This window comes from Methylovorus sp. MP688 (assembly GCF_000183115.1).
GTDB lineage: Bacteria > Pseudomonadota > Gammaproteobacteria > Burkholderiales > Methylophilaceae > Methylovorus > Methylovorus glucosotrophus.
In genome coordinates this window covers 192,134-218,193 of record NC_014733.1, presented here as the reverse complement: position 1 = coordinate 218,193, position 26,060 = coordinate 192,134, and the positions used below count along the sequence as shown (strand labels likewise).

Sequence of the window (26,060 nt, the reverse complement as noted above, 5' to 3'; positions counted from 1 at the left end):
GATTACTCCACCCTTTTCGTTTTTGCTGGCAAAGTCACAGTGATGCTTGCGCCCCCCTCTGCCAGGTTTTCAATATGAATGTGGCCTTTATGCTCTTCTATGATTTTCTTGACGATCGCCAGGCCAAGACCGGTGCCATGGCGCTTGCTGGTCATGTAGGGCTCGAACGCACGGCTGAGAATTTCCAGCGGGAAACCGGTGCCATTGTCTCGTACCTCCAGTTTGACCATTTCCGTTTCAGCCGTCGTGATGATGTGAATCACGCCATCCGCCCTGCCTTCCAGCGCATCCTGGGCGTTTTGCAGCAGATTGTGCAGCACTTGCCGCAACATGGTGGCGTCGCCCATGACGGAGGGCAACCCTTCCGTCAGGCTGACTTCCAGCTGAATATCCGCTGGCTCATACAGGGCCAGCACATCATTGATCAGTCCATTCAGCGCCAGCTCACTCAGATTAAGCGCGGGTGCCCGGGCATATTCGCTGAATTCATTCACCATGGTTTTCATGGCAGCCACCTGCGTCACGATGGTATTGGTGGCACGCCGTAGCATATCGGCATCGTCGGTTTCGAGCTTGGCCGCCAGCTTGTGCTCCAGGCGCTCGGCCGAGAGCTGAATCGGCGTGAGTGGATTCTTGATCTCATGTGCCAGTCGCCGTGCGACTTCCCCCCAGGCCGCATCGCGCTGCGCTTGCACCATGGCCGTTACATCGTCAAACACGATGAGGAAACCGCTATCCGCCGTTTGCGGCAAACGCGTGCCTCGCACCAGCAGAATGCGCTTGCCCTGGGCGGTCACCAGCTCCAGTTCCTCTTGCCACTCGCCCGTGTCGTCGTCGCCACAATGCGCAAGAATCAGCTCTACCCACGCCTCCAGCGCCACATGGGTCTGCCCCAGCTGCTGGAAAGGCTGCTCAAGAAAATTGCTCAGGTTGACGCCAAGAATATTGGAAGCCGCCATATTGCAGGTACGCAATTGCGCACGATCATCCAGCGCCAGCACGCCGGACGACAAGTGCGCCAGAATGGTTGCCAGATAACCCCGCGCCGCTTCCACCCGTGCCCGGTTGCGCTCGGCCGCCAGCGTGGCATCGCCCAGCTGTCTCGTCATGCTGTTAAACGATTGCACCAGTATGCCCAGCTCATCCTTGCCATGCACCGGCAACATGGTGCCGTAATCGCCGCGGGCAATGGCGCGGGTGCCTTCCGCCAGCACGCCCAGCGGCGCAGAAAGGCGGCGGCTCAACACAAAGGCAATCGACACAGCCGACAACATGGCAAGCATCAGCACCAGCGTCAGTGTCAGCGCAAATACTTCTTTCAGTGATTCACGGCTGAGCGACAGCTCCTGATAATCCTGATACACATCCTGCACGGATTCCGCGGTGGTGGACAAGCTTTTGGGCACCGGCTGCAACAGCTGCAGAATACGCGTTTCCCCTGCCAGATCCGGCATCACGATCGGGGCCAGTACCCGCAGATAGAGGCCTTTATCCGGAATAGGTTCTATGGTGCCATACACATGTTGCCGTGCCTGGCGCAGCTGGGGAATGCTGGGCAGCTCAGGCAGAAATGTCGCCGGGTTATTGCTGGAAAACGCCAGAATGCGCCCCTGCAAGGTCAACAGCACCGCATCTTCCACCCCGCTTTTTTCCCGCAGGTCATTCAACACGCTCAGGTGTGAATTCGATGGCTGAAACGCCAGAGACACCGCCATGCTTTCGGCTTTTTCCTCAATATCAGACAGCATGATGTCGAGTGCACTTTGCCCCAGACGCAAACCGCCTTCCAGCGCGGCTTCCACTTTCACGTTAAACCACGACTCAATCGAGCGCGTCAGGAAATTGACCGATACCGCATACACAATCACACCAGGAATAATCGCCATGAGGGCAAAGGCCCCCAGCAATCGCAGGGTAAGCCGACTGCCCATGACATGGGCGCGCATCTGGCGAAACAGGCGCCAGAGCTGCATGCTGATCATGACAATCAAGGCCACCGCCAGGGCGCCATTCAACACCAGCAGCAAGGTGTAATAATTACCTGAGGCAGCGGTATTGGTGCTGGCATGCGACAGCAGGTACAGCAAAACTGCACCTAGCAGGGCACTGATAAAAACGATGTATTTCATTGATGCAAAGGCATGCTAAAACAGCGTGGGTACCCAACGATACCGTTGGGAGACCATATTCCAGTCCTCGGAGCCGCCAATCACATCGACCTGCAAGGCCTTGGGCAGCTTGGTTTGATCCAGACGCACGCGCAAGGCGGCCTTGTAGGCTTCGCCTTTTTTCAGCAGGGCTTTCTCAAATACTGGCCACTGCTCCAGCCGTGAAAGCTCCTGCTTGGCATCCTGCAAGGACGCAAATGAGCGCTGGTGGTGATTATTCAGATTGACCAGATATTGCCGTGACAAGGCATGGTAGCTCAGGGTGACATAGGTACTGACCGTGGCAATTTCATCGTCAAACCAGTAGCGGCGTGGCGAGGTCAGCTGGAATTCAATCAGGAAGGTCAGCGGAATGCCTTTGTTCAGGGCTTCTTCTACCGTGGGGCTCAGCGTGACGTCAAAATCGGCATTCAGCAGATAGCTATCTTCGGTTGGCACCAGTTCGGCATTGCGGATATGGAGATTGCTAACGGCAGCGTATGCCATCGTCAGCATGAAAAGAACAAAACTGCCGGTCAACAGCGTGGCAAATAAACGACGAAAATCAGTTTTTTTGTAGAAGTGCATAAAAGAAGCCGTCATGTGCTGCACAAGGATAAAGTTGTCCATGCCGAGCATGAGGCGAAGCATCCTGACTCAGCGGCAACTGCTTCGCATCGGCGTGCTGTTGCAGAAACCGGTCAATCTGCTGTTGGTTTTCCTCATGAAAAACCGAGCACGTTGCGTAAAGCAATTTACCACCCTTTGCCAGGCACTGCCACAGTTGCGGCAGAATGAGTGCCTGCTGGCGAACGAAGGACGCCACATCCGCCTCGCGGCGCAGCCATTTGATATCCACATGCCGCCGGACTATGCCAGACGCGGTACATGGCACATCGGCCAGAATGCGATCAAACGGCCGGCTATCCCACCATCCGGAAGCATCCGCCGCATCGCCCGTTACCAGTTGGGCTTTCAATTTCAAGCGTTGCAGGTTTTCTTCCGTACGGCGCAATCGGCCAGCGTCACTATCCATGGCCACCAAGTCCACATCAGCCAGCTCAAGAATATGGCCGGTCTTGCCACCTGGCGCGCAGCAGGCATCCAGCACACGCATGCCGGGGGCGAGATCAAGCAGGGGGGCCGCCCATTGCGCACCTGCATCCTGCACCGAGACATCGCCCTCAAGAAAACCGGGGATACGCTCGACGGGGATAGGCTGGGTCAAGGTCACCGCGCTGCCACCCAGAAGACTCGCGGCTATCCCGGCATCTGCCAGTTGCTGGCTGTAGGCTTCGACACTGAGGTGGCGGCGATTTACACGCAAGGTCATGGGCGGATGCTGATTGCCTGCCAGCAGCATGGCCTCCCAGTCTTGCGGATATTGATGCCGCAGCTTGTTCACCCACCACTGGGGATAGGAGTAACGAGCGACATCGTCAGTGGGGTCAATGTTTTTTACCAGCGCATCCTGCTGGCGCAGAAAATTGCGCAAAACGGCATTGGTCAGGCCTTTGACCCATGGTTTCTTGAATTGCGCCGAAGCCTGCACGGCCTGATCCACAATGGTGTGGCTGGCGGCACGTGCCTGCTGCAACTGATAGATCGCCACCAGCAGCAGGCAGCGCAAGCGCTCATCCTGCAGTGGTTTTTGCAAAAGCTGATTCAGCAGCGCTTGCAGTTGCCCATACTGGCGCAGGCAGCCGTAGCTGAGGTCCTGCGTCATGCCACGCTGTTGCGGGGTCAGACTGCGTTGCCGGCTGAACATGGCATCCAGAGTGACGCCAAGATTACGGCCCGTCAGCACCTGATGCACGGCTTCGGCGGCGAGTTGTTGAGCTATTTGCAAAACGGCCTTTCGGGGGATTCTAAAAAAACAAAGCCGCAGAGATTTAAGGTCTGCGGCCGCTTGTGACGGAGGATCAGGCCATGGCCATCAGGCGCGCAATCCGCTCCTGCGTTTGCGGGTGTGTACTGAACAAGCCTTTGATCCCTTCGCCTGACAATGGATTGATGATCATCATCTGGGCAGTTTCAGGATGCTGCTCCGCCGTTTCCAGCGGAATCTGATGGGCGTAATCGTGGATTTTTTTCAGAGCGGCCGCCAGCGCGGTAGGGTCACCGCTGATTTCTGCGCCGCCACGGTCCGCTTCAAACTCGCGTGCACGTGAAATCGCCATCTGGATCAGCATGGCAGCAATCGGTGCCAGAATCATGATCAGGATCGCCACGGCAGGATGCACACTGCGTTCGCGATCATGGCCACCGGCAAACAGCATGCCGAACTGGGCAATCGAGGAGATAGCCCCGGCAATCGTGGCCGAGATGGTGGAAATCAGTGTGTCGCGGTGTTTGACGTGTGCCAGCTCATGCGCCATCACGCCACGCAATTCGCGCTCGCTCAGGATACGCATGATGCCCGTGGTCGCGGCGACCGCTGCATGCTCCGGGTCGCGCCCGGTGGCAAATGCGTTAGGCTGGTCTTCGTCAATGATGTAGACCTTGGGCATAGGCAACTGGGCATTCTGCGCCAGCTCTTTCACCATGTTGTAGAACTGCGGAGCGGAGGCGGCATCCACCTCGCGGGCGTTGTACATCTTGAGTACGGCCTTGTCGGAAAACCAGTAAGCGTAAACATTCATGGCCGCGGCGAGCAACAACGCGATCATCATGCCACCGGCACCACCCAGCGCAGCGCCCACGGTACCAAACAGCACCACAATGCCCGCCATCAGAATGGAGGTTTTCAACCAGTTACCTAACATGTGTATTCCTCAAGTCTTTCATTAATAAGGGAAGGATGCCCCTTAGATGCGGCTGATCGGCAAAAATTCAAGCCTGTGGCAATACCGAATAAAAGCGGTCACCCGGCTTGAGTGCATGGCCTGCCATAAACTGCGCCGCCTGCAGGCGCTTGCCACCGGGCATCTGCAATTCTTCAATGCGCAGCAGACCCTGACCGCAGCCCACCACAATGGCATCGCCCACCGAAACCACCACGCCGGGCTCTGCGTTACCGTCCACTGCCGTCGCCATCCAGATACGGCAGATGTCCTCATTGAGCTTGGCCTGCGCGACAGGGAAAGGGTTGAACGCGCGCACCTGGCGTGAAATCGCCTCGGCGCTCTGCGTCCAGTCTATGCCGGCTTCGGCCTTTTGCAGCTTGGCGGCATACGTCACCAAGGCTTCGTCTTGCGGCTCGGCAGGCAGACTGCGCTGCGTTGCCAAGGTGTCCATGGCCTTCACCATCAGTTGAGCGCCCATGGCAGACAAGCCATCATGCAGCGATTGTGCGGTATCGCGCCCAGTGATAGGCAGCACACCTTTCTCAACCATGGCGCCGGCATCCAGCGCGGGCACCACCTCCATAATCGTCACACCCGTTTCGGCATCCCCGGCCAGCAACGCGCGCTGTATGGGCGCAGCCCCGCGCCAGCGAGGTAGTAGTGAGGCATGGATGTTGTAGCAACCGAGTGCAGGCATGTTCAGCACGGAGGTCGGAATGATCAGGCCATAGGCCGCCACGATCATGACATCGGCTTTCACCGCAGCAATCTGCGCCTGTATGTCGGCATCCTTCAGGGTCTCGGGCTGCAACACCGGGATCTGGTGCTGCAAGGCCAGCTCCTTGACCGGACTGGCTTTGAGTTTCATGCCCCGCCCCGCCGGGCGATCCGGCTGGGTCAACACCATCACAACCTCATGCTGCGATGCCACAAGGGCGGCCAGTGCTGGCACGGCAAAGTCTGGCGTGCCAGCGAAAATAATCTTGAGTGCGGGCATGTTAGCGATCCCGCTGACGTTTCTTGAGTTTGGTCTTGATGCGGTTTTGCTTGAGTGGCGACAGGTAATCAACAAATACCTTGCCCAGCAAATGGTCCATTTCATGCTGGATGCAAACAGCCAGCAGACCTTGTGCTTCAAGCACAAAGGGCTCGCCATTGCGATCCAGTGCCTCCACGGTGACCTCGGCGGCGCGCGTCACATTTTCATAAATGCCCGGCACCGACAGGCAACCTTCCTCGTAATCCTGGGCGCCACATTTCGCGGTTATTTTGGGATTGATGAACACGCGCAGCTCGTTCTTGGCTTCGGACAGATCCATGACAATAATCTGCTGATGCACATCCACCTGTGTAGCGGCCAAGCCTATGCCCGGAGCAGCGTACATGGTCTCTGCCATGTCATCGATCAGACGACGGATGTTGGCGTTCACTTCCTTTACCGGCTTGGCAACCGTATAAAGCCGTGGATCGGGGTAGTTTAATATGTCTAAAATTGCCATAAATCTTGATTGTTGAATGAATTACATGCAGAATTTAATGCAAGTTCGCGGATATTTCATGCCGCATCATTGCCGAGGTCTTGAATATGTTGAGATACATTATAACGCCGCTCGTATTGGCTTGTCTGGCTTTACCTGCCGCGGCGGATGATGTGCAGCTGCAGCCTGACCGACCCGAACGCTACGTTGTGGTGAAAGGCGATACGCTGTGGGCTATTTCCGGCAAATTCCTCAAAGATCCCTGGAAGTGGCCCAGGGTGTGGAACATGAACCGCGCGGAAATCAAGAATCCGCATCTGATCTATCCCGGCGACGTGGTTGTGCTGGATACCAGCAGTGGCGAACCTCAGCTGCGCCTACTGCGCGAAACCGTCACCCTGCAACCCGGAATACGTGAAGAGCCGCTGGATAGAGAAGCTGTTCCCAGCATCTCGCCCAGCACCATTGCGCCTTTCCTCAGCCGCCCGCTCATCGTCGAGGCTGACTCGCTGAAAGACTCTCCCACCATTATCGCCGGCCCGCAAAACCGCGTGGCCTATGCCCCAGGCAACAAGGTCTACATCGACAAGTTGCCGGAAGACCAAGGCAATGTCTGGCATATCTACCGCCCCGGTAAAATCATGGTCGACCCCGAAACCAAAGAACCACTGGGGCTGGAAGCCCTGTACCTGGGTGATCTCAAGGTGCTCAAGTTCGGCGACCCTGCCACCGGTGAAATTACCCGTGCCAAAGAAGAGATTTTCAGCGATGACCGGCTGGTAAAGGTTGAGGACAAGCTGCAATTCAACTATATCCCGCATGCACCGGAAAGCGATATCAAAGGCCGCATCATGGCGATTTATGGCGGCGTGGCTGAAGCAGGTGCCAACACCATTATCTCGATCAACAAGGGCAAGCTGGATGGCCTGGAAGAGGGCCATGTATTGAGCATCAATCGCGCCGGCACCTATGTCAGCCGTAAACCCACCGAAAAGAAGGCCGAAGAAAAATTCAAGCTGCCTGAGTTCCGCTTCAAGGATGTGGACCCTAACGAAGAGAAGAACAAGAAGCCACAGGCAAAAACCGACGAAAAATATGATCCGAAGAAAGACCCCGCCAATGACAAATCGCTGGTCAAACTACCGGATGAGCGCATTGGCTTGCTGATGGTATTCCGCACGTTTGATCGCGTGTCCTACGGCTTGATCATGCAGGCAGCAGAGCCCGTCAATCTGCTGGATACCGTCAATACACCCTGAAGCTGAATGTCACTTAGTGCGTCAGATTTAGAGGAAGCTCGCCTCTGGATAGCCCTGAGCCTGGTTCCAGGCCTGGGCGGTCAGCGGCTCTGCCAGCTACTCAAAGCATTCGGCAGTCCGGAACAGATTTTTGCGGCACCTCATGATGCCCTGCGGCAAGTTGTCCCCGAACCTGTTGCTGAAGCCATTACCGCTGGCCCTGATCTGGCAGCGACCGACTTAGCTGCCAATTGGCTCATGCAGGAAAACAATCATCTGCTGACATTGGCAGATAGCCGCTACCCACCCGCCCTGCTGGAAATTGCCGACCCACCACCCTTGCTTTACGCTAAAGGCCAATTGGCAGCGTTTGATTTGCCTGGAATGGCGATTGTCGGTAGTCGTAATGCAACGCCCCAAGGTGAAAAAAATGCGGCGGATTTTGCACAGGCTCTGTGTGAGCAAGGCTATTGCGTCATCAGTGGCCTGGCGCTTGGGATTGATGGCGCCGCCCATCAAGGCGCCCTGCGAGCCCAAGGCATCACGATCGCCGTGGTCGGCACTGGTCTTGATATTGTTTATCCGTCCAAACACCGCGCACTGGCCCATCAGATAGTGGAGCAAGGCCTGATCATTTCCGAGTTTGCATTGGGCACGCCCTCCCGTCCGCAGAATTTCCCGCGGCGCAATCGCCTTATCAGCGGATTAAGCCAGGGCTGCCTGGTGGTAGAAGCCAACGCCAAAAGCGGCTCGCTCATCACAGCAAGGCTGGCAGCAGAACAAGGACGCGAGGTGTTTGCCATTCCTGGCTCTATCCATTCTCCTGTTTCAAAAGGTTGCCACGAGTTGATCAAACAAGGGGCAAAACTGGTCGATTGCATACAGGATATCGTGCAGGAGATGGCACCGTTGCATTCCCAACAGCAGCAAGCCTCTCAGGAAGATGCTTTTGCGGGACACGATCCTGAGGAAACGCCTCATACGCAACTGCTCACATGCATGGGTTATGACCCCATCAGTATCGATGCATTACAGCAATCAAGTGGCTTGACGAGTGATAGCCTTTCGGCCATGCTGTTGGTACTGGAGCTGGAAAATAAAGTGGCGGCACTTCCCGGTGGTCGCTACCAGCGCATGAGCTGATTGCAGCGCTTGCGGGATTGCTTCTAAGAATTAAAGCTTGGCCTGATTCTGGCGTTAAAAGATAAAGATGTCAGGCTTAATTCTTAGAAGAATCCACATAGGGGAATATATATGTTCGAAGTGCTGGTATATATGTTTGAGAATTACTTTGAAGCAGATATCCGTCCCGACCAATCTACTCTCGCCAAAGAATTATTCGCCGCAGGTTTCGATAGTGATGACATTAATCACGCCTTTGACTGGTTCAGTGCACTTGAGGCCATGACCGCCAAGGAACTGGCTGGCACCGAACTCAACACCTCGGGTTTCCGTATTTTCAGCGAACCTGAAACCACCAAGATCAGTAGTGAAAGCCTGAGCTTCATCATGTTCCTTGAACAGGCAAAAGTGCTGACTGCCACCGAGCGCGAACTGATCGTTGACCGTGCGCTAGCCTTGCCACAGCCGGTCATCGGCCTGGATGAAACTCGCTGGATCGTGCTGATGGCCTTGTGGAAACAGGGTAAAACCAAGGATTACCTGTTTGTGGAAGACGCCGTCTTCGGCGATGCCCACCCTACGCTGCACTGAACAACGCAAGGTGGGTTTTGCACAGGCTGAGTGTCAGACCGCTTTCAGGCCCAGGCGCTCGGCCAGAGTGGTGATAATTCCGCTTTGATTCAATGTATAAAAATGCAGGCCGGGGGCTCCTCCGGCCAGCAGTTTCTCGCACACTCCCGTTACCACATCCAGCCCCAGCGCCCTCAGGGACGCGAGGTCATCGCCGTAACCCTGCAAGCGCAAGCGTAGCCAGCGCGGAATTTCTGCGCCACACACACTGGAAAAACGCGCCAGCTGGGTAATGTTATAGATAGGCATGATGCCCGGCACAATCGGCATATCCATACCCAGGCGTGTACACTCATCCCGGAAATAGAAATACGCGTCCGGATTGTAAAAATACTGGGTAATAGCGGAATTGGCGCCGGCATCCACCTTGCGCTTGAAGTTGGCGAGATCCGCAGCAGGCGATGCCGCTTCCGGATGAAATTCAGGGTAGGCGGCCACCTCGATATGGAAGTGATCGCCCGTTTCCTGGCGAATAAACTCCACCAGCTCATTGGCATAGCGAAAATCGCCAGCACTGACTTCGCCAGAAGGGATATCCCCACGCAATGCCACCAACCGCTTGATGTCGTGCTGCTGGTAGAGCTGCAGCAGATCCCGGATTTCCTGCTTGCTGGACGAGATGCACGAGATATGCGGCGCCGCCTCAAATCCGGCCGCCTGAATATCCAGCACCGTATCCAGGGTGCGGTCGCGAGTAGAGCCCCCGGCACCAAAGGTCACCGAAAAAAACTTGGGATTGAGCCTGGCCAGTTGTGTACGCGCTTCGCGCAGCTTGGCCATGCCCTCCTCAGTTTTTGGAGGGAAAAATTCAACACTGATCATGAGTTCTTGCTTATCCATCACAGTCTGCGCTTTCTCAATCGCGCAGCACAATTGCGCTTAATAACCATGAAATCACGCTGTAGAGGAATGCCCCGACAATGCCTGCCCACAGGCCATGCACCTCAAAGCCTTGCAATACATGCCCCACCAGCAAGAACAACAGACCGTTAATCACGAGAATGAACAGGCCCAGCGTCACGATGGTGACCGGCAAGGTCAGCAATACCAGTATCGGCCGTATCAGCATATTGACCAGCCCGATGACCGCCGCCGCGATAAGGGCCGCGACAAAGCCAGACACATGAATGGATGGCATCAGGTAAGTAACCGCCAGCAAAGCCAGCGCGTTCAGTATCCAGACCAGCAATAATTTCATGGCATATTTCCTTTAAACAGGCCCGCGAAACGCGGGCCTTGCGTTTTTTAGTAGCGGTAGTGCTCAGGCTTGTATGGGCCTTCCACCGATACTCCGATATAAGCTGCTTGCTGATCGGTAAGGCGGGTCAGCTGGGCATTCAGCTTCTTCAACTGCAATACGGCCACCTTCTCGTCCAGATGCTTGGGCAAGGTATACACACCGACCGGGTATTGCTCGGTACGGGTGAACAGCTCAATCTGGGCAATGGTCTGGTTGGCAAATGACGAGCTCATGACATAGCTCGGATGGCCAGTACCACAGCCCAGATTCACCAGGCGACCCTTGGCCAGCAGGATGATTTTCTTGCCGTCCGGGAAAATCACGTGATCCACTTGCGGCTTGATTTCATCCCACTGATATTTTTCCAGCGAGGCGACGTCAATCTCGTTATCAAAGTGACCGATATTGCAGACGATGGCCTGATCCTTCATCTTTTGCATGTGGTCATGGGTGATCACATGGTAGTTACCAGTCGCCGTCACAAAGATATCGCCATGCTCGGCAGCATAATCCATGGTGACCACACGATAACCTTCCATCGCCGCTTGCAAGGCGCAGATAGGGTCGATTTCGGTTACCCATACCTGGGCTGAAAGAGCGCGCAGTGCCTGCGCAGAGCCTTTGCCCACATCACCATACCCGGCAACCACCGCAATTTTGCCAGCGATCATGACATCGGTAGCGCGCTTAATGCCATCCACCAGCGATTCACGGCAACCATAAAGATTGTCGAATTTTGACTTGGTGACAGAGTCGTTCACGTTAATGGCAGGGAATGCCAGACGGCCTTCCTTGTGCATTTGATACAGACGATGCACACCTGTGGTGGTTTCTTCGGTCACGCCCTTGATGTGTTTGAGGCGGGTGGAATACCAGGTAGGGTCAACGGCCAGCTTAGCCTTGATGGCATTGAACAGGCAGATTTCTTCTTCACTGCCCGGACTGCTCAATACAGAAGGATCGGTTTCTGCCTTGGTCCCAAGATGCAGCAGCAAAGTGGCATCGCCACCATCATCCAGAATCATGTTGGAATAGCCACCATCAGTCCATTCAAAAATGCGATGGGTGTAATCCCAGTATTCATCCAGTGTTTCGCCTTTGACCGCAAACACAGGGGTGCCTGTCGCGGCAATGGCTGCCGCAGCATGATCCTGCGTAGAGTAAATATTGCAGGAAGCCCAGCGTACCTCAGCACCCAGATCCTTCAGAGTCTCGATCAGCACGGCGGTCTGGATGGTCATGTGCAGGGAGCCGGTAATACGGGCGCCGCGCAAAGGCTTGGTTAACGCGTACTCTTCGCGGATTGCCATCAGACCAGGCATTTCGGTCTCGGCGATGGCAATTTCCTTGCGGCCCCAGGCGGCAAGGTTCATATCGGCAATTACATAATCTTTGATATCAGCCACAGAATTCATTTTCTATTCCTTTGAATTGTGGCCGGAGGGAAGGGGGTTGGGAGGTCTGTTGACGCTGCTCACCCTCATCCCGTGTCCGGCACGGGTTGGTAAGGTGAGCGCCGTTTACTGCATTTTTCCGAGCCTGGGAGGGCTTCGCCTGGCGAAGCGGACTTGCAGCGCTCCTCGGAATTCTCGCGATTATACGCGGTATTCAGTAGTTAACAAGTTACTGGCTCCATAGCTCGTGGATATCCTCGATGCCCCACAGTATCGGGTCTTCGTGCCCCATGATTTTGTCTTGCACCGCTGGTTTGGACAAGTCCAATACTTCTACAGGAATGCGTGTGCGGGATTTGGTGGAAAAAAACACCTTCACCAGTGGCTTGAGCAGTGAGACCGGATTCTGATCCACCACCACGCCCAGGCGCCCGGATTGCAGCATCACCATGGAGCCGATGGGGTAAATGCCCACACTTTTCACAAAGGCCTTGAATACCCGGTCATCAAAATGCGTTTTGCTCCACTGCGCCATGCGTTGCAGCGACACACCAGGCTCCCAACCCTCTTTATAGGGGCGATTGGAAGTGACGGCATCGTAAACATCACATACGGCACCCATTTTGGCAAAGATGCTGATTTCATCGTTTGGCAGTTTGTGGGGATATCCCGTGCCATCGACTTTTTCATGATGATGCAGGCAGACATCCAGCGCGACCTCATCTACCCCATTAGAGGCCAGCAGAATCTCATGGCCCGCCTTGGGATGACCGCGCACAATATCAAACTCTTCATCGGTCAGTTTGCCTGGCTTGTTGAGTATGTCCAGCGGGATGGCAGACTTGCCAATATCGTGCAGCAAGCCAGCAAGGCCCGCCTGCTTGGTTTGCTTGTCATCCATGCCAAGTTGCCTGGACAAGGCCACCATCAATGCACAGACGGCCACCGAGTGCATGTAGGTGTAATCATCCTTATGCTTGAGCCGCACCAGACTGATGAGCGCTCCTTCATTTCGCGAGACAGACGCGGTGATCTCCTCGACCAGCGGCATGGCATCGGCCGCATTAACGGCTTGCCCCATGCGCACTTCATTAAACATAGAGGTAATGGCCTGCTTGGAGGCCTTCAGGAGCTTTTTCGCCCTCGCCCTTTCCTGCTCCGCGCTGATGCGTTTGATCGCAGGCGCAGGCGAAGCGTCTGCCCCGGGGGATGGGCTTTCAGCTTCTGCTGATGGCGCAAGCGGCGCTGCTTCATGGGCCTCATGGGCCTCGGCATTTCCCGACTCATTCAATACATCCAGGCCCTTGCTAACATCAATCACAAGGTCCTTGATCGGACTTGTCTGCAAGGCCTTCAGCATGGCGGGGTCTTCCAGTTTGAAAGACTTGCGCCAGAATGGATGGTCTATCCAGGAGCCTCCCAGCTCCTGGATGTACATACCCAGGCGCACCTGGGTAACAGCAATACGCTTTAACATAATGGCTTTCGACTAGATGGCTAGATGTTGAGCGCGGTTTATTCTTATATGGTTAAGGACATTACACAGCAGCTCGCAAGGCAGCAGCCTTGTCTACCGATTCCCAGCTGAACTCTGGTTCATCGCGACCAAAATGACCATAGGCAGCCGTTTTGGCATAAATCGGCCGCAACAGATCCAGCATCTTCACTATGCCCTTGGGACGCAGATCGAAATGATCCAGCACCAGTTGTGTCAGCACTTCATTCGGCACCTTGCCTGTGCCGTAGGTTTCCACCATGACACTGGTCGGACGTGCCACGCCAATTGCGTACGAAACCTGCACCAGGCAACGCGAGGCAAGCCCCGCCGCTACGATATTCTTGGCCACATAGCGCCCGGCATAGGCTGCTGAACGGTCTACCTTGGAAGGATCCTTGCCGGAGAAAGCACCGCCACCATGCGGCGCAGCGCCACCATAGGTATCCACGATGATCTTGCGCCCAGTCAGACCGCAATCGCCCTGAGGTCCGCCAATCACAAAGCGGCCGGTCGGATTTACCAGAAACTTGATTTCGCCTTTGATCAGTTCCGCAGGCAAGGTCGGCTTGATGATTTCTTCAATCACGGCTTCACGAATTTCGTCCAGCGACTTTTCTGGCGCGTGCTGCGTCGAGATCAGCACGGTATCAATCTTGTGCGGCTTGCCATCCACATATTGCACCGTGACCTGGCTCTTGGCATCAGGACGCAACCAAGGCAGGCGGCCATCCTTGCGCAGTTGCGACTGGCGCTCCATGAGACGGTGAGACAGCCAGATAGGCAAAGGCATCAATTGCGGGGTTTCGTCGCAGGCATAGCCGAACATCAGCCCCTGGTCGCCAGCACCCTGATCCAGCGGATCATCATTGGCATTGTCGACACCTTGGGCAATATCAGGAGACTGCTTGTCGTAAGCCACCAGCACGGCACAACCTTTATAGTCGATGCCGTAGTCAGTATTGTCGTAACCTATGCGCTTGATGGTTTCACGCGCCACCTTGATGTAATCCACATTGGCAGACGTGGTGATTTCACCGGCCAATACCACCAGGCCAGTGTTGGTGAGCGTTTCTGCCGCGACACGTGCCGTAGGGTCTTGCTCGAGAATAGCATCCAGAATGCTGTCTGAAATCTGGTCAGCCACCTTGTCTGGGTGACCTTCAGATACGGATTCGGAGGTAAAAAGATATTCGCTCATCGCTTCTCAGTTTTATGTAGTGGATATTTTTAAAGATTAAAGTCGTCACGGGCCGGACGGCAAAAGATTGCTAGAATAGCAAAATCCCCTTGGTTCAAAAAGAAATACATGCTCAACGTACTACTCCGTTTCCTCGCTGCATGGCCCTTGCCACTGCTGCATCTTGTCGGTGTTGTGGCAGGCTGGATCACCTTCTGGACGGACAAGAAATTCTCTCGTCGCACCCGCAAAAATCTCAACATGGTCGGGTTAACCAACACCACTTATCATTTTCGTCGCCTGTTACGCCGCAATGTGGCCGAGACCGGTAAGTCCATCCTTGAGACCCTCTCACTCTGGGGTCGTTCACGGCCCGCCATGCTGCGCTGGGTCAAACGCCGGCACGGCTGGGAACACGTCGACCAGGCGCTTGCCAGCGGCAAAGGCATCATTTTTCTCACGCCGCATCTGGGCTGTTATGAGATCACCGCCCGCTTTTACGCCACCTTGCATCCCATTACCATCCTGTTTCGCCCAGCCCGCAAGTCCTGGCTGTCTGGCGTTCTGGAGCAAGGTCGCCTGCATGACCAGATGAAGTTGGCGCCCACCACCCTGAGCGGGGTTCGCAGCCTGCTGAAAGCCCTTAAAAAAGGCGAAGCCGTGGGCATACTTCCCGACCAGGTGCCCGAGCATGGTGAAGGCGTCTGGGCACAGTTTTTCAATCATCCGGCCTACACCATGACGCTCGTCAGCAAGCTGCAAGAGGCCACGGGCGCCGTGGTACTCATGGCCTTTGGCGAGCGCTTGTCATGGGGCCGTGGATTCGCCATTCATATTACGCCCTTGCAAGGCGAGGCATCACCCCAAAATATTAACGATGCAATTGAACAACTTGTTCGGCAGTATCCTGCACAATATTTATGGAGCTATCGGCGTTTCAAGCAACCGCAGTCCCGTAAAGCAGAGCCGGCCACCGCAACACCGACTGCATAATTAGGGGCAAACAGCGACTCTACTTATAATGCAGGGTATTCCTCTGCTTAGACTTAGCAACGGCAACCCATGATGAAACTTGAATTTACCAAGATGCAGGGCATCGGCAACGACTTTGTCGTCATTGACGCTTACTCCCAGCCCGTCTCCCTGACGCCGGATCAAATCCGCGCGATCTCCGACCGCCACTTTGGCGTGGGCTGCGACCAGCTATTGATTGTTGAGCATGCCACCACGCCAGAAGCCGCCTTTCGCTACCGGATATTCAATGCCGATGGCGGCGAAGTCGAGCAATGTGGCAATGGTGCACGCTGTTTCGTCAAATTCGTGCATGACCAGGGCCTGACACAGCAACGCGAGATTTGCGTCGAAACCGCACGTGGTTTGATTTACCCTCGCCTGGAAGACAATGGGGAAGTGACCGTCAACATGGGGCCGCCCAGCTTTCTGCCCGCCGATCTGCCCTTTGAAGCAGAAACGATCCAATCGCTATATCCCCTGCAACTGGCTCATGAAACCGTTGAAGTGGCGATCGCCTCAATGGGGAATCCACATGCCGTTCAGCTTGTCGATAATGTCGACACGGCTCCCGTTGCCGAACAAGGCCCACAAATTGAATCGCACCCACGTTTCCCCAAGCGGGTAAATGCAGGCTTCATGCAGATCGTCGACCCGCATCACATCCGCTTGCGCGTATTTGAGCGTGGCAGCGGTGAAACCCTGGCCTGCGGGACCGGGGCTTGCGCGGCTGTCGTATCCGGTATACGGTTAGGTCATCTTGTATCCCCGGTCCGGGTCAGCACCCGCGGCGGGGAATTGAACATTGCCTGGACAGGTGGCGATAGCCCGGTCTGGATGACGGGGCCTGCTGCCACCGTATTTACCGGCGCCATTCATCTATAAATCCGGGGCGGATATCATCTGCCCTCTCCATCAAGCACAAGGAATTTACATGGAAGTCACACTGCAAGTTTCAGACGATCAGGTCGCTGAATATCTGCAAAAAAACCCGCAGTTTTTTGAACGCCACCCCATGTTGCTGGCCGATATGTATCTGCCCAGCCCGCATGGCATCGGGACCGTATCCCTGGCCGAGCGGCAGCAACTTGCCCAACGCGACAAGATCCGGGTGCTTGAGTCACGCATGTCGGAGCTTCTCAGCTACGGCAAGGAAAACGACACCATCAGTGAGAAAGTGCATCGCCTGAGCCTGGGCCTGCTCGCCGCGCAGGAGTTTGATATTCTGCTGCAACTGCTGATTCACAGCCTGCGTGAGGATTTTCAGGTGCCGCACGTGGCGGTTCGCCTGTGGGCAACGCCTCAGGAACTCACCCACGCAGCACATGACGCCTATCAGCAAGTAGATGCCGAGCTCAGCCAATGGACCCAAAATCTGCTCACGCCGTATTGCGGCAAGCAGCCCGGGCTGGATCTTGCCACATGGTTTGGCACTGATGCGACACCGCAGTCTTATGCCCTCATTGCCCTGCGTAGCGAGCATGCATTTGGCCTGCTGGCATTAGCCTCCGACGATGCCAATCGCTTTTATCCGGAAATGGGCACCCTCTTCCTGAAGCGTATTGGCGAGCTGGTCAGCGCCGCTCTGTTACGCCATGTCACGCTCAGCTAGCTTGTACAGTTAAAGCCAGATGGTCGATTACCTTGTCCAATATCTCGACCATCTGAGCCATGAGCGGCGCTTAAGTCCGCTGACCCGCGAGAATTACCAGCGCGACCTGAAGGTGCTGCTGGAGTTGAATGGTGAGGTGCCGCTGCAGAATATGACAGGCACCCATATTCGTCGCCACGTAGCCACCCTGCATGGCCGCAACCTGGGTGGCAGATCCATCGCCCGCATGCTTTCCGCATGGCGCGGATTTTTCGAGTTCCTTATTCAGCGCCATGGTTTTTCAGCCAATCCATGCCAAGGTATACGCGCGCCAAAATCGCCAAAATCATTACCGCACGCCTTGTCACCAGATCAGGCCGTACAACTGGTTTCCATAGACGATGAAGATACCCTGGCCCAGCGCGACCATGCCATGCTGGAGCTGTTTTACTCCTCAGGTCTGCGTCTGGCCGAACTGGTTAACCTGAATCTGGATGCCTTGAATCTGGGCGAAGGCACTATCACCGTCACCGGCAAAGGCAACAAGACGCGCATCGTTCCCGTCGGGCAACACGCCATGAATGCCTTGCAAGCCTGGCTCGCCATACGATCTGGCTTGCCGATTCAGGATACCTCCGCGCTTTTCCTGTCGCGCCTCGGCAAACGCCTGAGTCGCCGCGCCGTGCAATATCGCCTGCAGCAATGGGCGATCCGGCAAGGCATCAATATCCGCGTGCATCCTCACATGCTCAGACACAGCTTTGCCAGCCATGTGCTGCAATCCAGTGGCGATCTGCGTGCCGTGCAAGAGATGCTGGGGCATGCCAACATCAGTACTACGCAGGTGTATACGCATCTGGATTTTCACCATCTCGCCAAAGTTTACGATTCAACTCTGGATTTTGGCTACGACATCACGCCAGCCTTGCTGGCATGAGTCTCCACCGCAACAGGCAGTAGCCTGCCTGTTGTCACCATCTCGCCAAAGTTTACGATTCAGCTCATCCACGTGCCCGCAAAAAGTAACACTCTGGATTTTGGCTACGACATCACGTCAGCCTTGCTGACATACATCTCCAAAACAGGTTTCGACAAGCTGTTTTTCAGAATGACAAACCCGGAATGCACACCATTGCTCAGCTCGCGCTTGGCAGTTTCTCTATTTTTTGAGAATCATTCTCAGCACGAGAATTCTCGAATTCTTATGGCAGAATAAAACTCTAAGCTTCGTCACACCTCCCTCATTTATTCAAAGGAAATCTCAATGGAACATCAATTACCTGCTTTACCTTATGCCAAAAACGCGCTTGCTCCATACATTTCTGAAGAAACACTTGAGTTTCACTACGGCAAGCATCACCAAGCCTATGTCACCAATCTGAACAACCTGATCAAAGGTACTGAATTCGAAAACAGCAGCCTGGAAGACATCATCAAGAATTCCAAAGCCGGCATTTACAACAACTCCGCGCAAATCTGGAATCACACCTTCTTCTGGAGCAGCATGAAGCCAAATGGTGGCGGCGCTCCTACTGGCCCACTGGCCGATGCAATCAATGCAAAATGGGGCTCTTTCGATGAGTTCAAAAAGGCATTCCAGGCTTCTGCTGTTGGCAACTTCGGTTCCGGCTGGACCTGGCTGGTCAAGAAGGCTGACGGTACTGTGGATATCGTCAACATGGGCGCCGCTGGCACCCCTCTGACCACCGGTGACAAGGCGCTGCTGACCATCGACGTATGGGAGCACGCTTACTACATCGACTACCGCAATGCACGTCCCAAGTTCGTTGAGACTTTCCTGGCTTCTCTGGCCAACTGGGATTTTGCTTCGGCAAACTTCGCCGCTTAAGCAATTAAGCTAGCAGACACAAAGGCCGCCTTCGCGGCCTTTTGTTTTTTTAGTGTCACAAATGTATGCGATGCTTGGCCCCTGTCCGTCTTGTGTAAATTTCTGCTAAACTTGCAACTATGTTGCGTCGCATATTTCTCACAGTATCGCTCGTGTTCCTGTTTGCCTTTGGCCAACAGAGCGCCGCCGTGCACGAAATATCGCACTACACGGACATTCTTTCGCAAAAGCAGGATGCTTCGCCTCATGGTGGTTTCTGCGATAAATGCCTGAGCTTTGGCGAGTTGGCAGCAGGCCTGCAGCCAGCTATCCACGCTATCCCCGTAGTACCGTTTTCGGAGTTGGCCTGGCACGACCAGAGCACCCCGTACCATCCTGCATTTTCCAGCCACTTTTCAGCGCGCGCTCCTCCCTCTGCTGCATAACCTTGTTCGCTGTGCCGGTTAGTCGCCGACACTCCACTCATGTTATGCAATTGAGGTTTTCCCATGCTGCCGATCTCCCCTGCCGCGCGCCCTGGCGCACGCAAAAAATTATTCATGGCTATCGCTTTGGCGTTCAGTCCAGCCCTGTCTGCAAGCCACGCTTATGCTGCAGATGACACCACAAAACCTTCCACCACGCTGCAATTAGCGCCCGTGGCCGTGACTGCCAACCCGTTGGGTGTAGATTCCGATGCGCTGGTAACACCGGTCTCCGTACTAAGCGGCCGCGAATTGTCCCTGCAACGTGAAAGCACACTGGGCGAAACCCTGAAATCCATCCCCGGCGTCAGTTCCAGTTATTTTGGGCCGAATGCTTCGCGCCCCGTAATACGCGGACTGGATAATGACCGCGTTCGCATCATGCAAAACGGTGTCGGCATTCTGGATGCTTCGGCATTAAGCCCGGACCATGCCGTGGCATTGGATCCCTTAGTCATTGAGCAGATTGATGTGGTACGCGGCCCGGCGGCATTGCTGTATGGCGGCAGTGCGGTGGGTGGCGTAGTCAACGCGATTGACCATCGTATTCCCAAAGAAGCGATTGACGGTGTGACAGGGCGCGGCGAAGTCCGCCTGGGTGGCGCCGATAACCAGAAGAGCGGCGCAGCGGTCATTGATGCTGGCAATGGGGTTCTGACATTGCACGCGGATGCCTACGAACGCAAAACGGATGATCTGGATATTCCCGGCTATGCGGTTTCTCGTCGTAAAAGTGAAGCAGATGGCACAGCGCGTGAAGACAGCGGCCGCCTGGTTAATAGTGCTGCACGCTCCGATGGCGGTGCATTGGGCGCGTCGGTGAATTTCGGTAATGGCTATGCCGGGCTTTCGTTCTCTGACTACAACAGCAATTACGGCACAGTAGCAGAAAAAGATGTCCGTATTGACATGGACAGCCAGCGCTGGGACTTCGCCTCCGAATTCCGCGATCTCGGCAATATCGTGCAGGCAGTCAAGGTCAAGATGGCGCATACCGATTACCAGCATCAGGAAATCGAAGATGGCGCGGTAGGCACGACATTCCGTAACCGCGGCCTGGAAACTGCGATTGAAGCGCGCCACGGCAACATCGGTCCGCTGTCTGGCGTGGTGGGGCTGCAACTGCAAAACTCCCGCTTTCAGGCCTTGGGCGAAGAAGCCTTCATTCCCAAAAACAGCACCGACAGCAAAGCCCTGTATGTATACGAGGAACTGCCGCTGGATGCATTGAAATTAAGTCTGGGGGGCCGCGCCGAGCAAGTAGATGTGGATTCGAATGGCGGCGGAAAATTTGGCCCGGCAGTTTCGCGCGACTTTGCACCGCGAAGCGCTGCATTTGGCGCCTTGTATACACTGACACCCACATGGTCGCTGGTAGGCAATCTCTCGCATAACGAACGCGCCCCCAGCTACAACGAGCTGTATGCCAATGGCGCTCACGTCGCCACCGCCCAATACGAAATTGGTAACAGCAATCTGGATGTGGAGCGCTCGAATGGCGTGGATACGCAATTGCGCTGGAAAGAGGGCAAAAACAGTTTCAGCGTGGGTGCTTTCTATACCCGCTTCAGCAATTTCATCACGCTCAACAATACCGGGCGGCAAGTGGATGAAGATGGCGTGGTTGGGGGTGATCTCACCGAGGCACAAATTCTGCAGGTGCCTGCCATTTTCAAAGGCCTGGAAGGTGAAGGCAAATTCCGCGTATACGAAGGCACGGGCGACCTTGACCTGACCCTGCGCGGCGATTACGTGCGCGCCACCAACCGTGATACCGGCGAACCACTGCCACGCATTGCGCCACTCAAGCTTGGCTTCGGCTTTTTGTACCAGCTGGATCGCTTCGGCTCCAAGCTGGATGTGTTGCATGCCTTCAAGCAAGACCGGACGGCAGATGCAGAACTGGCCACCAATGGTTACACCCAGGTCAACCTGACGGCGACTTATCGTATTCCCTCACAGTTTTATCTGGAGGCTTTTGCCAAGGCCTACAATCTGTTGAACGAAGAGATTCGTGACCACACTTCCTACCTGAAGGACATTGCCCCCATGGGTGGCCGCTCCATCATGGTCGGCTTGCGCGGCGCGTTCTAGTCGTATCGGGCGTGGGGCAGCACCTGCCTCACGCCCTCTCTTTCCATCCTTCCCGCGCCTTACCAGGTCCAAGCAGAGCTACCCCCGGCATACCCCATGCGTTATCATGTCGTTTTGGCATTTGCGAGATAGAACACTTATGGCACGGACTGTACATTGCGTTAAATTGGGACATGACGCGGAAGGCCTGGATTTCCCCCCTTACCCTGGCGAGCTCGGCAAACGCATTTATGAAAATGTATCCAAAGAAGCCTGGGCTGGCTGGCTCAAGCAACAAACCATGCTGGTGAATGAAAACCGGCTGAGCCTGGCGGACCCGCAAGCACGCAAATATCTCTCCCAGCAAACCGAAGCCTACTTTTTTGGCAGCGGGGCAGATACCGCTTCTGGCTATGTTCCACCTAAAGATTAATTAAAAAACGCCATCATTTGCGATGACCCATGTGTTTACAAAACCTTCACATGAGTCATCGTTTTGTCATATTGCATCAGTAGAGTGAGGTTTTAATTTTGTTCCCACTCAAATTGAGCCCAGAATACTTTGTAAATCGCGAACTCGGCATTCTTGCCTTCAATCGCCGCGTGCTGGCCCAAGCCGAAGACGAACGTGTCCCGCTGCTTGAGCGCCTCAAATTCCTCTGTATTTTCAGCAGCAATATGGACGAATTCTTTGAAGTTCGCGTAGCCGGACTCAAAGAGCAAATCAAATACAACTCGCTGCATGTAGGCCCGGATGGCCTGATGCCCAAGCAGGCATTTGAAAAAATCAGCAGCGAATCCCACGAGCTGGTTGATCATCAATACAACATCCTCAATAACATCGTGCTGCCGCAACTGGCGCAGCTCGATATCCGCTTCCTGCGTCGTGGACACTGGAACGATACCCAGCGCGAATGGATACGCAATTATTTCTTCCGCGAGCTGATGCCCATCCTCACGCCTATCGGGCTGGATCCATCGCATCCGTTTCCGCGCGTACTCAACAAGAGCCTTAACTTTGCGGTAGAGCTCGAAGGCAAGGATGCCTTTGGCCGCAACTCCGGCGTGGCTGTAGTACAAGCGCCGCGCGCGTTGCCCCGTGTGATTCGCTTGCCCAGCGATATCGCAGGTTGCGAATATGGCTTTGTCTTCCTGTCATCCATCCTGCATGCGCATGTGGATGAGCTGTTCTCCGGCATGCAGGTCAAAGGCTGCTACCAGTTCCGCGTGACACGCGACAGCGACCTCAATCTGGACGATGAAGAAACCAAAGACTTGCGCATCGCGCTGCAGGGCGAGCTGTCGCACCGCCAGTATGGCGACGCTGTGCGGCTTGAAGTCGCCGACAGTTGCCCACCGGCCATGTCTTCCTTCCTGCTGGGCCAGTTTGGCCTGGGGCCAGAAGACCTGTATCAGGTTAATGGCATCGTCAATCTGGTGCGGCTGATGCAAGTACCAGACTGGGTGGACCGCCCAGAGCTGAAGTTTGCGCGCTACACACCCAGCGCGCCCAAGGAATTCGCCAAGGAAGCTGACATATTCAAGGTGATCCGCAAGGGCGACGTGCTCTTGCATCATCCTTACCAATCGTTCAACCCGGTCATCGAGTTCATCAAGCAGGCGTCGGAAGACCCTACGGTGCTGGCGATCAAGCAGACCTTTTATCGCACCAGCGCTGACTCCACCTTGATGCAATCGCTGATTGAGGCGGCGCGCCGCGGCAAGGAAGTCACGGTCGTAGTGGAACTGCTGGCGCGTTTCGATGAAGAAGCCAACATCAACTGGGCCGCCAAACTGGAAAATGCCGGTGCGCATGTGATCTATGGCGTTGTGGGCCACAAGACACACGCCAAGATGGCCATGGTAGTTAGGCGTGAAGATGACAAGCTGCGCCGCTACGTGCACTTGTCGACCGGCAATTACCACCAGCGTACCGCCCGTCTGTATACCGATTTTGGCTTGCTGACCTGCCAGGAAGAAATCTGCGAAGACGTGAATGATGTGTTTGCCCAACTGACCGGCCTGGGCAAGGCGAGCAAGTTGCGCCATCTGTGGCAATCGCCTTTCACCCTGCACCAACGGCTGATCAAGGCCATCCAGAACGAGATGGAGATCGCCAAGTCCGGCAAAAAAGCGCGCATCATCGCCAAGATGAATGCCCTGCTGGACTCCGATATAATCCGCGCGCTGTATGACGCGTCAGCGGCAGGCGTGGAAATTGATCTGATCGTGCGCGGCGTCTGCGCGCTGAAACCCGGCATTCCCGGCATATCTGACAATATCCGCGTGCGGTCGATTGTCGGGCGCTTTCTGGAACATACCCGCATTTTCTACTTCTACAATAACAGGGCTGAGGATGTGTACCTTGCCAGTGCCGACTGGATGTACCGCAACTTCTTCCGCCGGATTGAAGTTTGCCTGCCGATACTGGATGCCAAGGTGAAAAAGCGTGTGATCCGCGAGGGCCTGGAGCCTTACCTCAAGGACAACACGAACGCCTGGGAAATGTTGCCTGATGGCACCTACAAACTGCGCCCGGCACGTCGCGGCACCGCCTTCAGCGCGCAGAACTTCCTGATTCAGGAACTCGGACAGGATCTGCCACCGGAGATCTAAGCAAATGCGCCCGTCAAGGAAGTCTCCTTTGGCGGGCGCATTTGATTTACCTGATTTACCTTGGACTTAAACCAGTCAATGTTGGGCATTGCCTCAACGCGCAACGCCCATTCCTGATCTCTCCCCTCAAATCCTGACCATCAAGCAAGGGTGAGGCTGATGCCAATCTCGCGCCAGTAATCCACTTCATTACGCAATTCGGCATCGGTGAGCGGATTTTCACTCAGCCAGCCTGGCTCCACTGACAACTCAAAGCGCTGCCCGTGCCCTTTCAGGCCCAGTTTGGGCTGCCGGTCACTCAGGCGACTGCGATGGAACAGCACCGCCAGACGCAAAATCAGCACCAGCAGGCAATGGTCGTCCGACAACATGGGCACCGCCAGCTTGGCAAGTGAGCGACGTTGCGCCCGCACCAGAAAGCCCAGGGTTTCTTGATCCATTTTCGAAAAGCCAGGCATATCCGCATTCTCAATCACATAGGCCGAATGCTTGTGATAGCCACTATGCGCAATGGATATGCCAATCTCGTGCAGCTTGGCGGCCCAGGTCAGGTAGTTTTCTGCCTTGCTCACGTCCATGCGCAACTGGTCACTCACCTGCGCCAGCAAATCCAGCGCCAGCCTGTGTACGCGCTTGGCCTGGGCGGCATCCACATGGTAGCGCCGCATGAAGCTGCTCACCGTCGCTTCGCGGGTGTCATGATGATGAATACGGCCCAGCAGCTCATACAGCACGCCTTCACGCAGCGCGGTGTCGGCGGTTGTCATCTTGTCTATGTTGAGCGCTTCAAATGCCGCCAGCATGATGGAAAGGCCGCCCGGCAATACCGCCGCACGATCTGCGCTGACACCGGCCAGCTCGATTTTCTTGATATCGCGCGCCTTGATCAATTGCAGCCGGATAAAACGCAATCCTTCATAGGTAATGCTGCCATCGCTCAGGCCATTCAGACGAATGATTTCACCCAGGGAACGCGCGGTGCCGGAGGAGCCCACCGCCTCCTGCCAGTTGGATGACGAGAAATTTTTGCGGATTGCCTGAATTTCAGTCGCGGCTGCAATGCGAGCCTGCTCAAAGTTGTCTTCCGTCAGGCGGCCTTCCGGGAAAAACCGCAGGCTGTAACTGACACAGCCCATATAGAGGCTTTCCATCTGGATAGGCTCAACACCCTCGCCCACAATAAACTCGGTGGAGCCGCCGCCAATATCAATCACCAGCCGCTTGTGTTCGCATAGCGGCAGGCAATGACTGACGCCGACAAAAATCATGCGGGCCTCTTCACGCCCGGCGATGATTTCAATCGGAAAGCCCAAGGCCGCTTCGGCCTCTTTCAGCAGCTGTGGTGCATTTTTGGCAACACGAAAGGTATTGGTTGCCACGGCTCGGACGGCATGCGGCGGCAAACCGCGCAGGCGTTCGCCAAAACGCTTCAGGCACTCGATGGCGCGACGCTGCGCGTCTTCATCCAGGCGTTTGTCTTTGCCCAGGCCAGCACCCAACCGCACCGCTTCGCGCAGGGAGTCATGAAAAATAAGATGACCATCGACCACTTTGGCCAATTGCAGACGGAAACTGTTGGAGCCTAGATCTACTGCGGCAATTTCAGTAGGTGCCGGTATTTGTGTAGCCAAAACAACCTTTGGAGATATGAGGTGATGAATTCTTAGTATAAATCCTGAAATGCCCGATTGGCGCACCTCAAGACAAAAACCCCGTCTTCCGGTGATCTGGATAGACGGGGTTTGC

Annotated in this window: 24 protein-coding genes and 1 riboswitch; of the genes, 12 read left to right on the top strand and 12 right to left on the bottom strand. The window is 55.3% G+C overall.

Annotated features, from left to right (window positions below):
* Positions 1 to 2 precede the first annotated feature (2 nt).
* The 6 genes from MPQ_RS00990 to def all read right to left on the bottom strand — a co-directional run bounded on the left by MPQ_RS00990 (position 3) and on the right by def (position 6,432).
* Positions 3 to 2,129 (bottom strand): ATP-binding protein, encoded by a 2,127-nt coding sequence (locus MPQ_RS00990; protein WP_013441015.1) that lies wholly within the window; start codon positions 2,127 to 2,129, stop codon positions 3 to 5.
* Positions 2,130 to 2,144: 15 nt separating this feature from the next.
* Positions 2,145 to 2,750: a DUF4390 domain-containing protein gene (locus tag MPQ_RS00985; protein ID WP_238525327.1), complete on the bottom strand. Its 606-nt coding sequence runs from the start codon at positions 2,748 to 2,750 to the stop codon at positions 2,145 to 2,147.
* Positions 2,713 to 3,996: a 16S rRNA (cytosine(967)-C(5))-methyltransferase RsmB gene (gene rsmB, locus MPQ_RS00980; protein ID WP_013441013.1), complete on the bottom strand. Its 1,284-nt coding sequence runs from the start codon at positions 3,994 to 3,996 to the stop codon at positions 2,713 to 2,715. Before rsmB ends, MPQ_RS00985 begins: the two co-directional genes overlap by 38 nt.
* Before the next feature lie 73 nt (positions 3,997 to 4,069).
* Positions 4,070 to 4,912 carry a zinc metalloprotease HtpX gene (htpX, locus tag MPQ_RS00975; protein ID WP_013441012.1) on the bottom strand — a complete coding sequence of 281 codons (843 nt, stop codon included), beginning with the start codon at positions 4,910 to 4,912 and terminating at the stop codon, positions 4,070 to 4,072.
* 67 nt (positions 4,913 to 4,979) lie between these two features.
* Positions 4,980 to 5,930: a methionyl-tRNA formyltransferase gene (gene fmt, locus MPQ_RS00970; protein ID WP_013441011.1), complete on the bottom strand. Its 951-nt coding sequence runs from the start codon at positions 5,928 to 5,930 to the stop codon at positions 4,980 to 4,982.
* Between the two features lies 1 nt (position 5,931).
* Positions 5,932 to 6,432: a peptide deformylase gene (def, locus tag MPQ_RS00965; protein ID WP_013441010.1), complete on the bottom strand. Its 501-nt coding sequence runs from the start codon at positions 6,430 to 6,432 to the stop codon at positions 5,932 to 5,934.
* Positions 6,433 to 6,518: 86 nt separating this feature from the next.
* On the opposite strand from def, the gene MPQ_RS00960 reads away from it, so the two are divergent.
* From MPQ_RS00960 to MPQ_RS00950, 3 genes are all read left to right on the top strand, one after another.
* On the top strand, positions 6,519 to 7,670 hold the full coding sequence (locus tag MPQ_RS00960) for a LysM peptidoglycan-binding domain-containing protein (protein WP_041361917.1): 1,152 nt from the start codon (positions 6,519 to 6,521) through the stop codon (positions 7,668 to 7,670).
* A gap of 6 nt (positions 7,671 to 7,676) precedes the next feature.
* The gene (dprA, locus tag MPQ_RS00955) at positions 7,677 to 8,792 is read left to right on the top strand and encodes a DNA-processing protein DprA (RefSeq protein WP_013441008.1); all 1,116 of its coding nucleotides are present in this window, start codon (positions 7,677 to 7,679) and stop codon (positions 8,790 to 8,792) included.
* 111 nt (positions 8,793 to 8,903) lie between these two features.
* Positions 8,904 to 9,362 (top strand): DUF494 domain-containing protein, encoded by a 459-nt coding sequence (locus tag MPQ_RS00950; protein WP_013441007.1) that lies wholly within the window; start codon positions 8,904 to 8,906, stop codon positions 9,360 to 9,362.
* Between the two features lie 33 nt (positions 9,363 to 9,395).
* On the opposite strand, the gene metF is transcribed toward MPQ_RS00950, so the two are convergent.
* The 5 genes from metF to metK all read right to left on the bottom strand — a co-directional run bounded on the left by metF (position 9,396) and on the right by metK (position 14,731).
* Positions 9,396 to 10,241 (bottom strand): methylenetetrahydrofolate reductase [NAD(P)H], encoded by an 846-nt coding sequence (metF, locus tag MPQ_RS00945; RefSeq protein WP_013441006.1) that lies wholly within the window; start codon positions 10,239 to 10,241, stop codon positions 9,396 to 9,398.
* Between the two features lie 16 nt (positions 10,242 to 10,257).
* Positions 10,258 to 10,599 (bottom strand): phage holin family protein, encoded by a 342-nt coding sequence (locus MPQ_RS00940; protein WP_013441005.1) that lies wholly within the window; start codon positions 10,597 to 10,599, stop codon positions 10,258 to 10,260.
* 47 nt (positions 10,600 to 10,646) lie between these two features.
* On the bottom strand, positions 10,647 to 12,056 hold the full coding sequence (gene ahcY, locus MPQ_RS00935) for an adenosylhomocysteinase (RefSeq protein WP_013441004.1): 1,410 nt from the start codon (positions 12,054 to 12,056) through the stop codon (positions 10,647 to 10,649).
* 89 nt (positions 12,057 to 12,145) lie between these two features.
* Positions 12,146 to 12,229, bottom strand: a riboswitch (S-adenosyl-L-homocysteine riboswitch).
* A 35-nt stretch (positions 12,230 to 12,264) separates the two neighbouring features.
* Positions 12,265 to 13,512 (bottom strand): HD-GYP domain-containing protein, encoded by a 1,248-nt coding sequence (locus MPQ_RS00930; RefSeq protein WP_013441003.1) that lies wholly within the window; start codon positions 13,510 to 13,512, stop codon positions 12,265 to 12,267.
* Between the two features lie 61 nt (positions 13,513 to 13,573).
* Positions 13,574 to 14,731 (bottom strand): methionine adenosyltransferase, encoded by a 1,158-nt coding sequence (gene metK, locus MPQ_RS00925; protein ID WP_013441002.1) that lies wholly within the window; start codon positions 14,729 to 14,731, stop codon positions 13,574 to 13,576.
* A 108-nt stretch (positions 14,732 to 14,839) separates the two neighbouring features.
* On the opposite strand from metK, the gene MPQ_RS00920 reads away from it, so the two are divergent.
* The 9 genes from MPQ_RS00920 (at position 14,840) to ppk1 (ending at position 24,314) form a co-directional block, all read left to right on the top strand.
* The gene (locus MPQ_RS00920; protein WP_013441001.1) at positions 14,840 to 15,703 is read left to right on the top strand and encodes a lysophospholipid acyltransferase family protein; all 864 of its coding nucleotides are present in this window, start codon (positions 14,840 to 14,842) and stop codon (positions 15,701 to 15,703) included.
* A 72-nt stretch (positions 15,704 to 15,775) separates the two neighbouring features.
* Entirely contained in the window at positions 15,776 to 16,606 is an 831-nt protein-coding gene (dapF, locus tag MPQ_RS00915) for a diaminopimelate epimerase (RefSeq protein WP_041361914.1), read from the top strand.
* Between the two features lie 49 nt (positions 16,607 to 16,655).
* Positions 16,656 to 17,333: a DUF484 family protein gene (locus MPQ_RS00910; protein ID WP_013440999.1), complete on the top strand. Its 678-nt coding sequence runs from the start codon at positions 16,656 to 16,658 to the stop codon at positions 17,331 to 17,333.
* 19 nt (positions 17,334 to 17,352) lie between these two features.
* The gene (gene xerC, locus MPQ_RS00905) at positions 17,353 to 18,249 is read left to right on the top strand and encodes a tyrosine recombinase XerC (protein WP_013440998.1); all 897 of its coding nucleotides are present in this window, start codon (positions 17,353 to 17,355) and stop codon (positions 18,247 to 18,249) included.
* Positions 18,250 to 18,576: 327 nt separating this feature from the next.
* The gene (locus MPQ_RS00900; protein ID WP_013440997.1) at positions 18,577 to 19,161 is read left to right on the top strand and encodes a superoxide dismutase; all 585 of its coding nucleotides are present in this window, start codon (positions 18,577 to 18,579) and stop codon (positions 19,159 to 19,161) included.
* Positions 19,162 to 19,280: 119 nt separating this feature from the next.
* On the top strand, positions 19,281 to 19,586 hold the full coding sequence (locus MPQ_RS13615; RefSeq protein ID WP_013440996.1) for a hypothetical protein: 306 nt from the start codon (positions 19,281 to 19,283) through the stop codon (positions 19,584 to 19,586).
* Between the two features lie 63 nt (positions 19,587 to 19,649).
* Complete coding sequence (locus MPQ_RS00890) at positions 19,650 to 21,719, top strand: TonB-dependent receptor (protein WP_013440995.1); 2,070 nt, start codon at positions 19,650 to 19,652, stop codon at positions 21,717 to 21,719.
* A gap of 139 nt (positions 21,720 to 21,858) precedes the next feature.
* A complete protein-coding gene (locus MPQ_RS00885; RefSeq protein WP_015829185.1) occupies positions 21,859 to 22,131 on the top strand; it encodes an oxidative damage protection protein in 273 nt (90 codons plus the stop codon).
* A gap of 98 nt (positions 22,132 to 22,229) precedes the next feature.
* A complete protein-coding gene (ppk1, locus tag MPQ_RS00880; protein WP_013440993.1) occupies positions 22,230 to 24,314 on the top strand; it encodes a polyphosphate kinase 1 in 2,085 nt (694 codons plus the stop codon).
* A 140-nt stretch (positions 24,315 to 24,454) separates the two neighbouring features.
* Here ppk1 and ppx read toward each other — a convergent pair whose 3' ends face one another.
* On the bottom strand, positions 24,455 to 25,945 hold the full coding sequence (gene ppx / locus MPQ_RS00875; protein ID WP_013440992.1) for an exopolyphosphatase: 1,491 nt from the start codon (positions 25,943 to 25,945) through the stop codon (positions 24,455 to 24,457).
* Positions 25,946 to 26,060: the final 115 nt, after the last annotated feature.

Coding starts and splice junctions, on each gene's coding strand:
- MPQ_RS00990 (WP_013441015.1), bottom strand. CDS start 2,129: ATGAAATACATCGTTTTTATCAGTGCCCTGCTAGGTGCAGTTTTGCTG.
- MPQ_RS00985 (WP_238525327.1), bottom strand. CDS start 2,750: ATGACGGCTTCTTTTATGCACTTCTACAAAAAAACTGATTTTCGTCGT.
- htpX (WP_013441012.1), bottom strand. CDS start 4,912: ATGTTAGGTAACTGGTTGAAAACCTCCATTCTGATGGCGGGCATTGTG.
- fmt (WP_013441011.1), bottom strand. CDS start 5,930: ATGCCCGCACTCAAGATTATTTTCGCTGGCACGCCAGACTTTGCCGTG.
- def (WP_013441010.1), bottom strand. CDS start 6,432: ATGGCAATTTTAGACATATTAAACTACCCCGATCCACGGCTTTATACG.
- MPQ_RS00960 (WP_041361917.1), top strand. CDS start 6,519: ATGTTGAGATACATTATAACGCCGCTCGTATTGGCTTGTCTGGCTTTA.
- dprA (WP_013441008.1), top strand. CDS start 7,677: ATGTCACTTAGTGCGTCAGATTTAGAGGAAGCTCGCCTCTGGATAGCC.
- MPQ_RS00950 (WP_013441007.1), top strand. CDS start 8,904: ATGTTCGAAGTGCTGGTATATATGTTTGAGAATTACTTTGAAGCAGAT.
- metF (WP_013441006.1), bottom strand. CDS start 10,241: ATGGATAAGCAAGAACTCATGATCAGTGTTGAATTTTTCCCTCCAAAA.
- MPQ_RS00940 (WP_013441005.1), bottom strand. CDS start 10,599: ATGAAATTATTGCTGGTCTGGATACTGAACGCGCTGGCTTTGCTGGCG.
- ahcY (WP_013441004.1), bottom strand. CDS start 12,056: ATGAATTCTGTGGCTGATATCAAAGATTATGTAATTGCCGATATGAAC.
- MPQ_RS00930 (WP_013441003.1), bottom strand. CDS start 13,512: ATGTTAAAGCGTATTGCTGTTACCCAGGTGCGCCTGGGTATGTACATC.
- metK (WP_013441002.1), bottom strand. CDS start 14,731: ATGAGCGAATATCTTTTTACCTCCGAATCCGTATCTGAAGGTCACCCA.
- MPQ_RS00920 (WP_013441001.1), top strand. CDS start 14,840: ATGCTCAACGTACTACTCCGTTTCCTCGCTGCATGGCCCTTGCCACTG.
- dapF (WP_041361914.1), top strand. CDS start 15,776: ATGAAACTTGAATTTACCAAGATGCAGGGCATCGGCAACGACTTTGTC.
- MPQ_RS00910 (WP_013440999.1), top strand. CDS start 16,656: ATGGAAGTCACACTGCAAGTTTCAGACGATCAGGTCGCTGAATATCTG.
- xerC (WP_013440998.1), top strand. CDS start 17,353: ATGGTCGATTACCTTGTCCAATATCTCGACCATCTGAGCCATGAGCGG.
- MPQ_RS00900 (WP_013440997.1), top strand. CDS start 18,577: ATGGAACATCAATTACCTGCTTTACCTTATGCCAAAAACGCGCTTGCT.
- MPQ_RS13615 (WP_013440996.1), top strand. CDS start 19,281: ATGTTGCGTCGCATATTTCTCACAGTATCGCTCGTGTTCCTGTTTGCC.
- MPQ_RS00890 (WP_013440995.1), top strand. CDS start 19,650: ATGCTGCCGATCTCCCCTGCCGCGCGCCCTGGCGCACGCAAAAAATTA.
- MPQ_RS00885 (WP_015829185.1), top strand. CDS start 21,859: ATGGCACGGACTGTACATTGCGTTAAATTGGGACATGACGCGGAAGGC.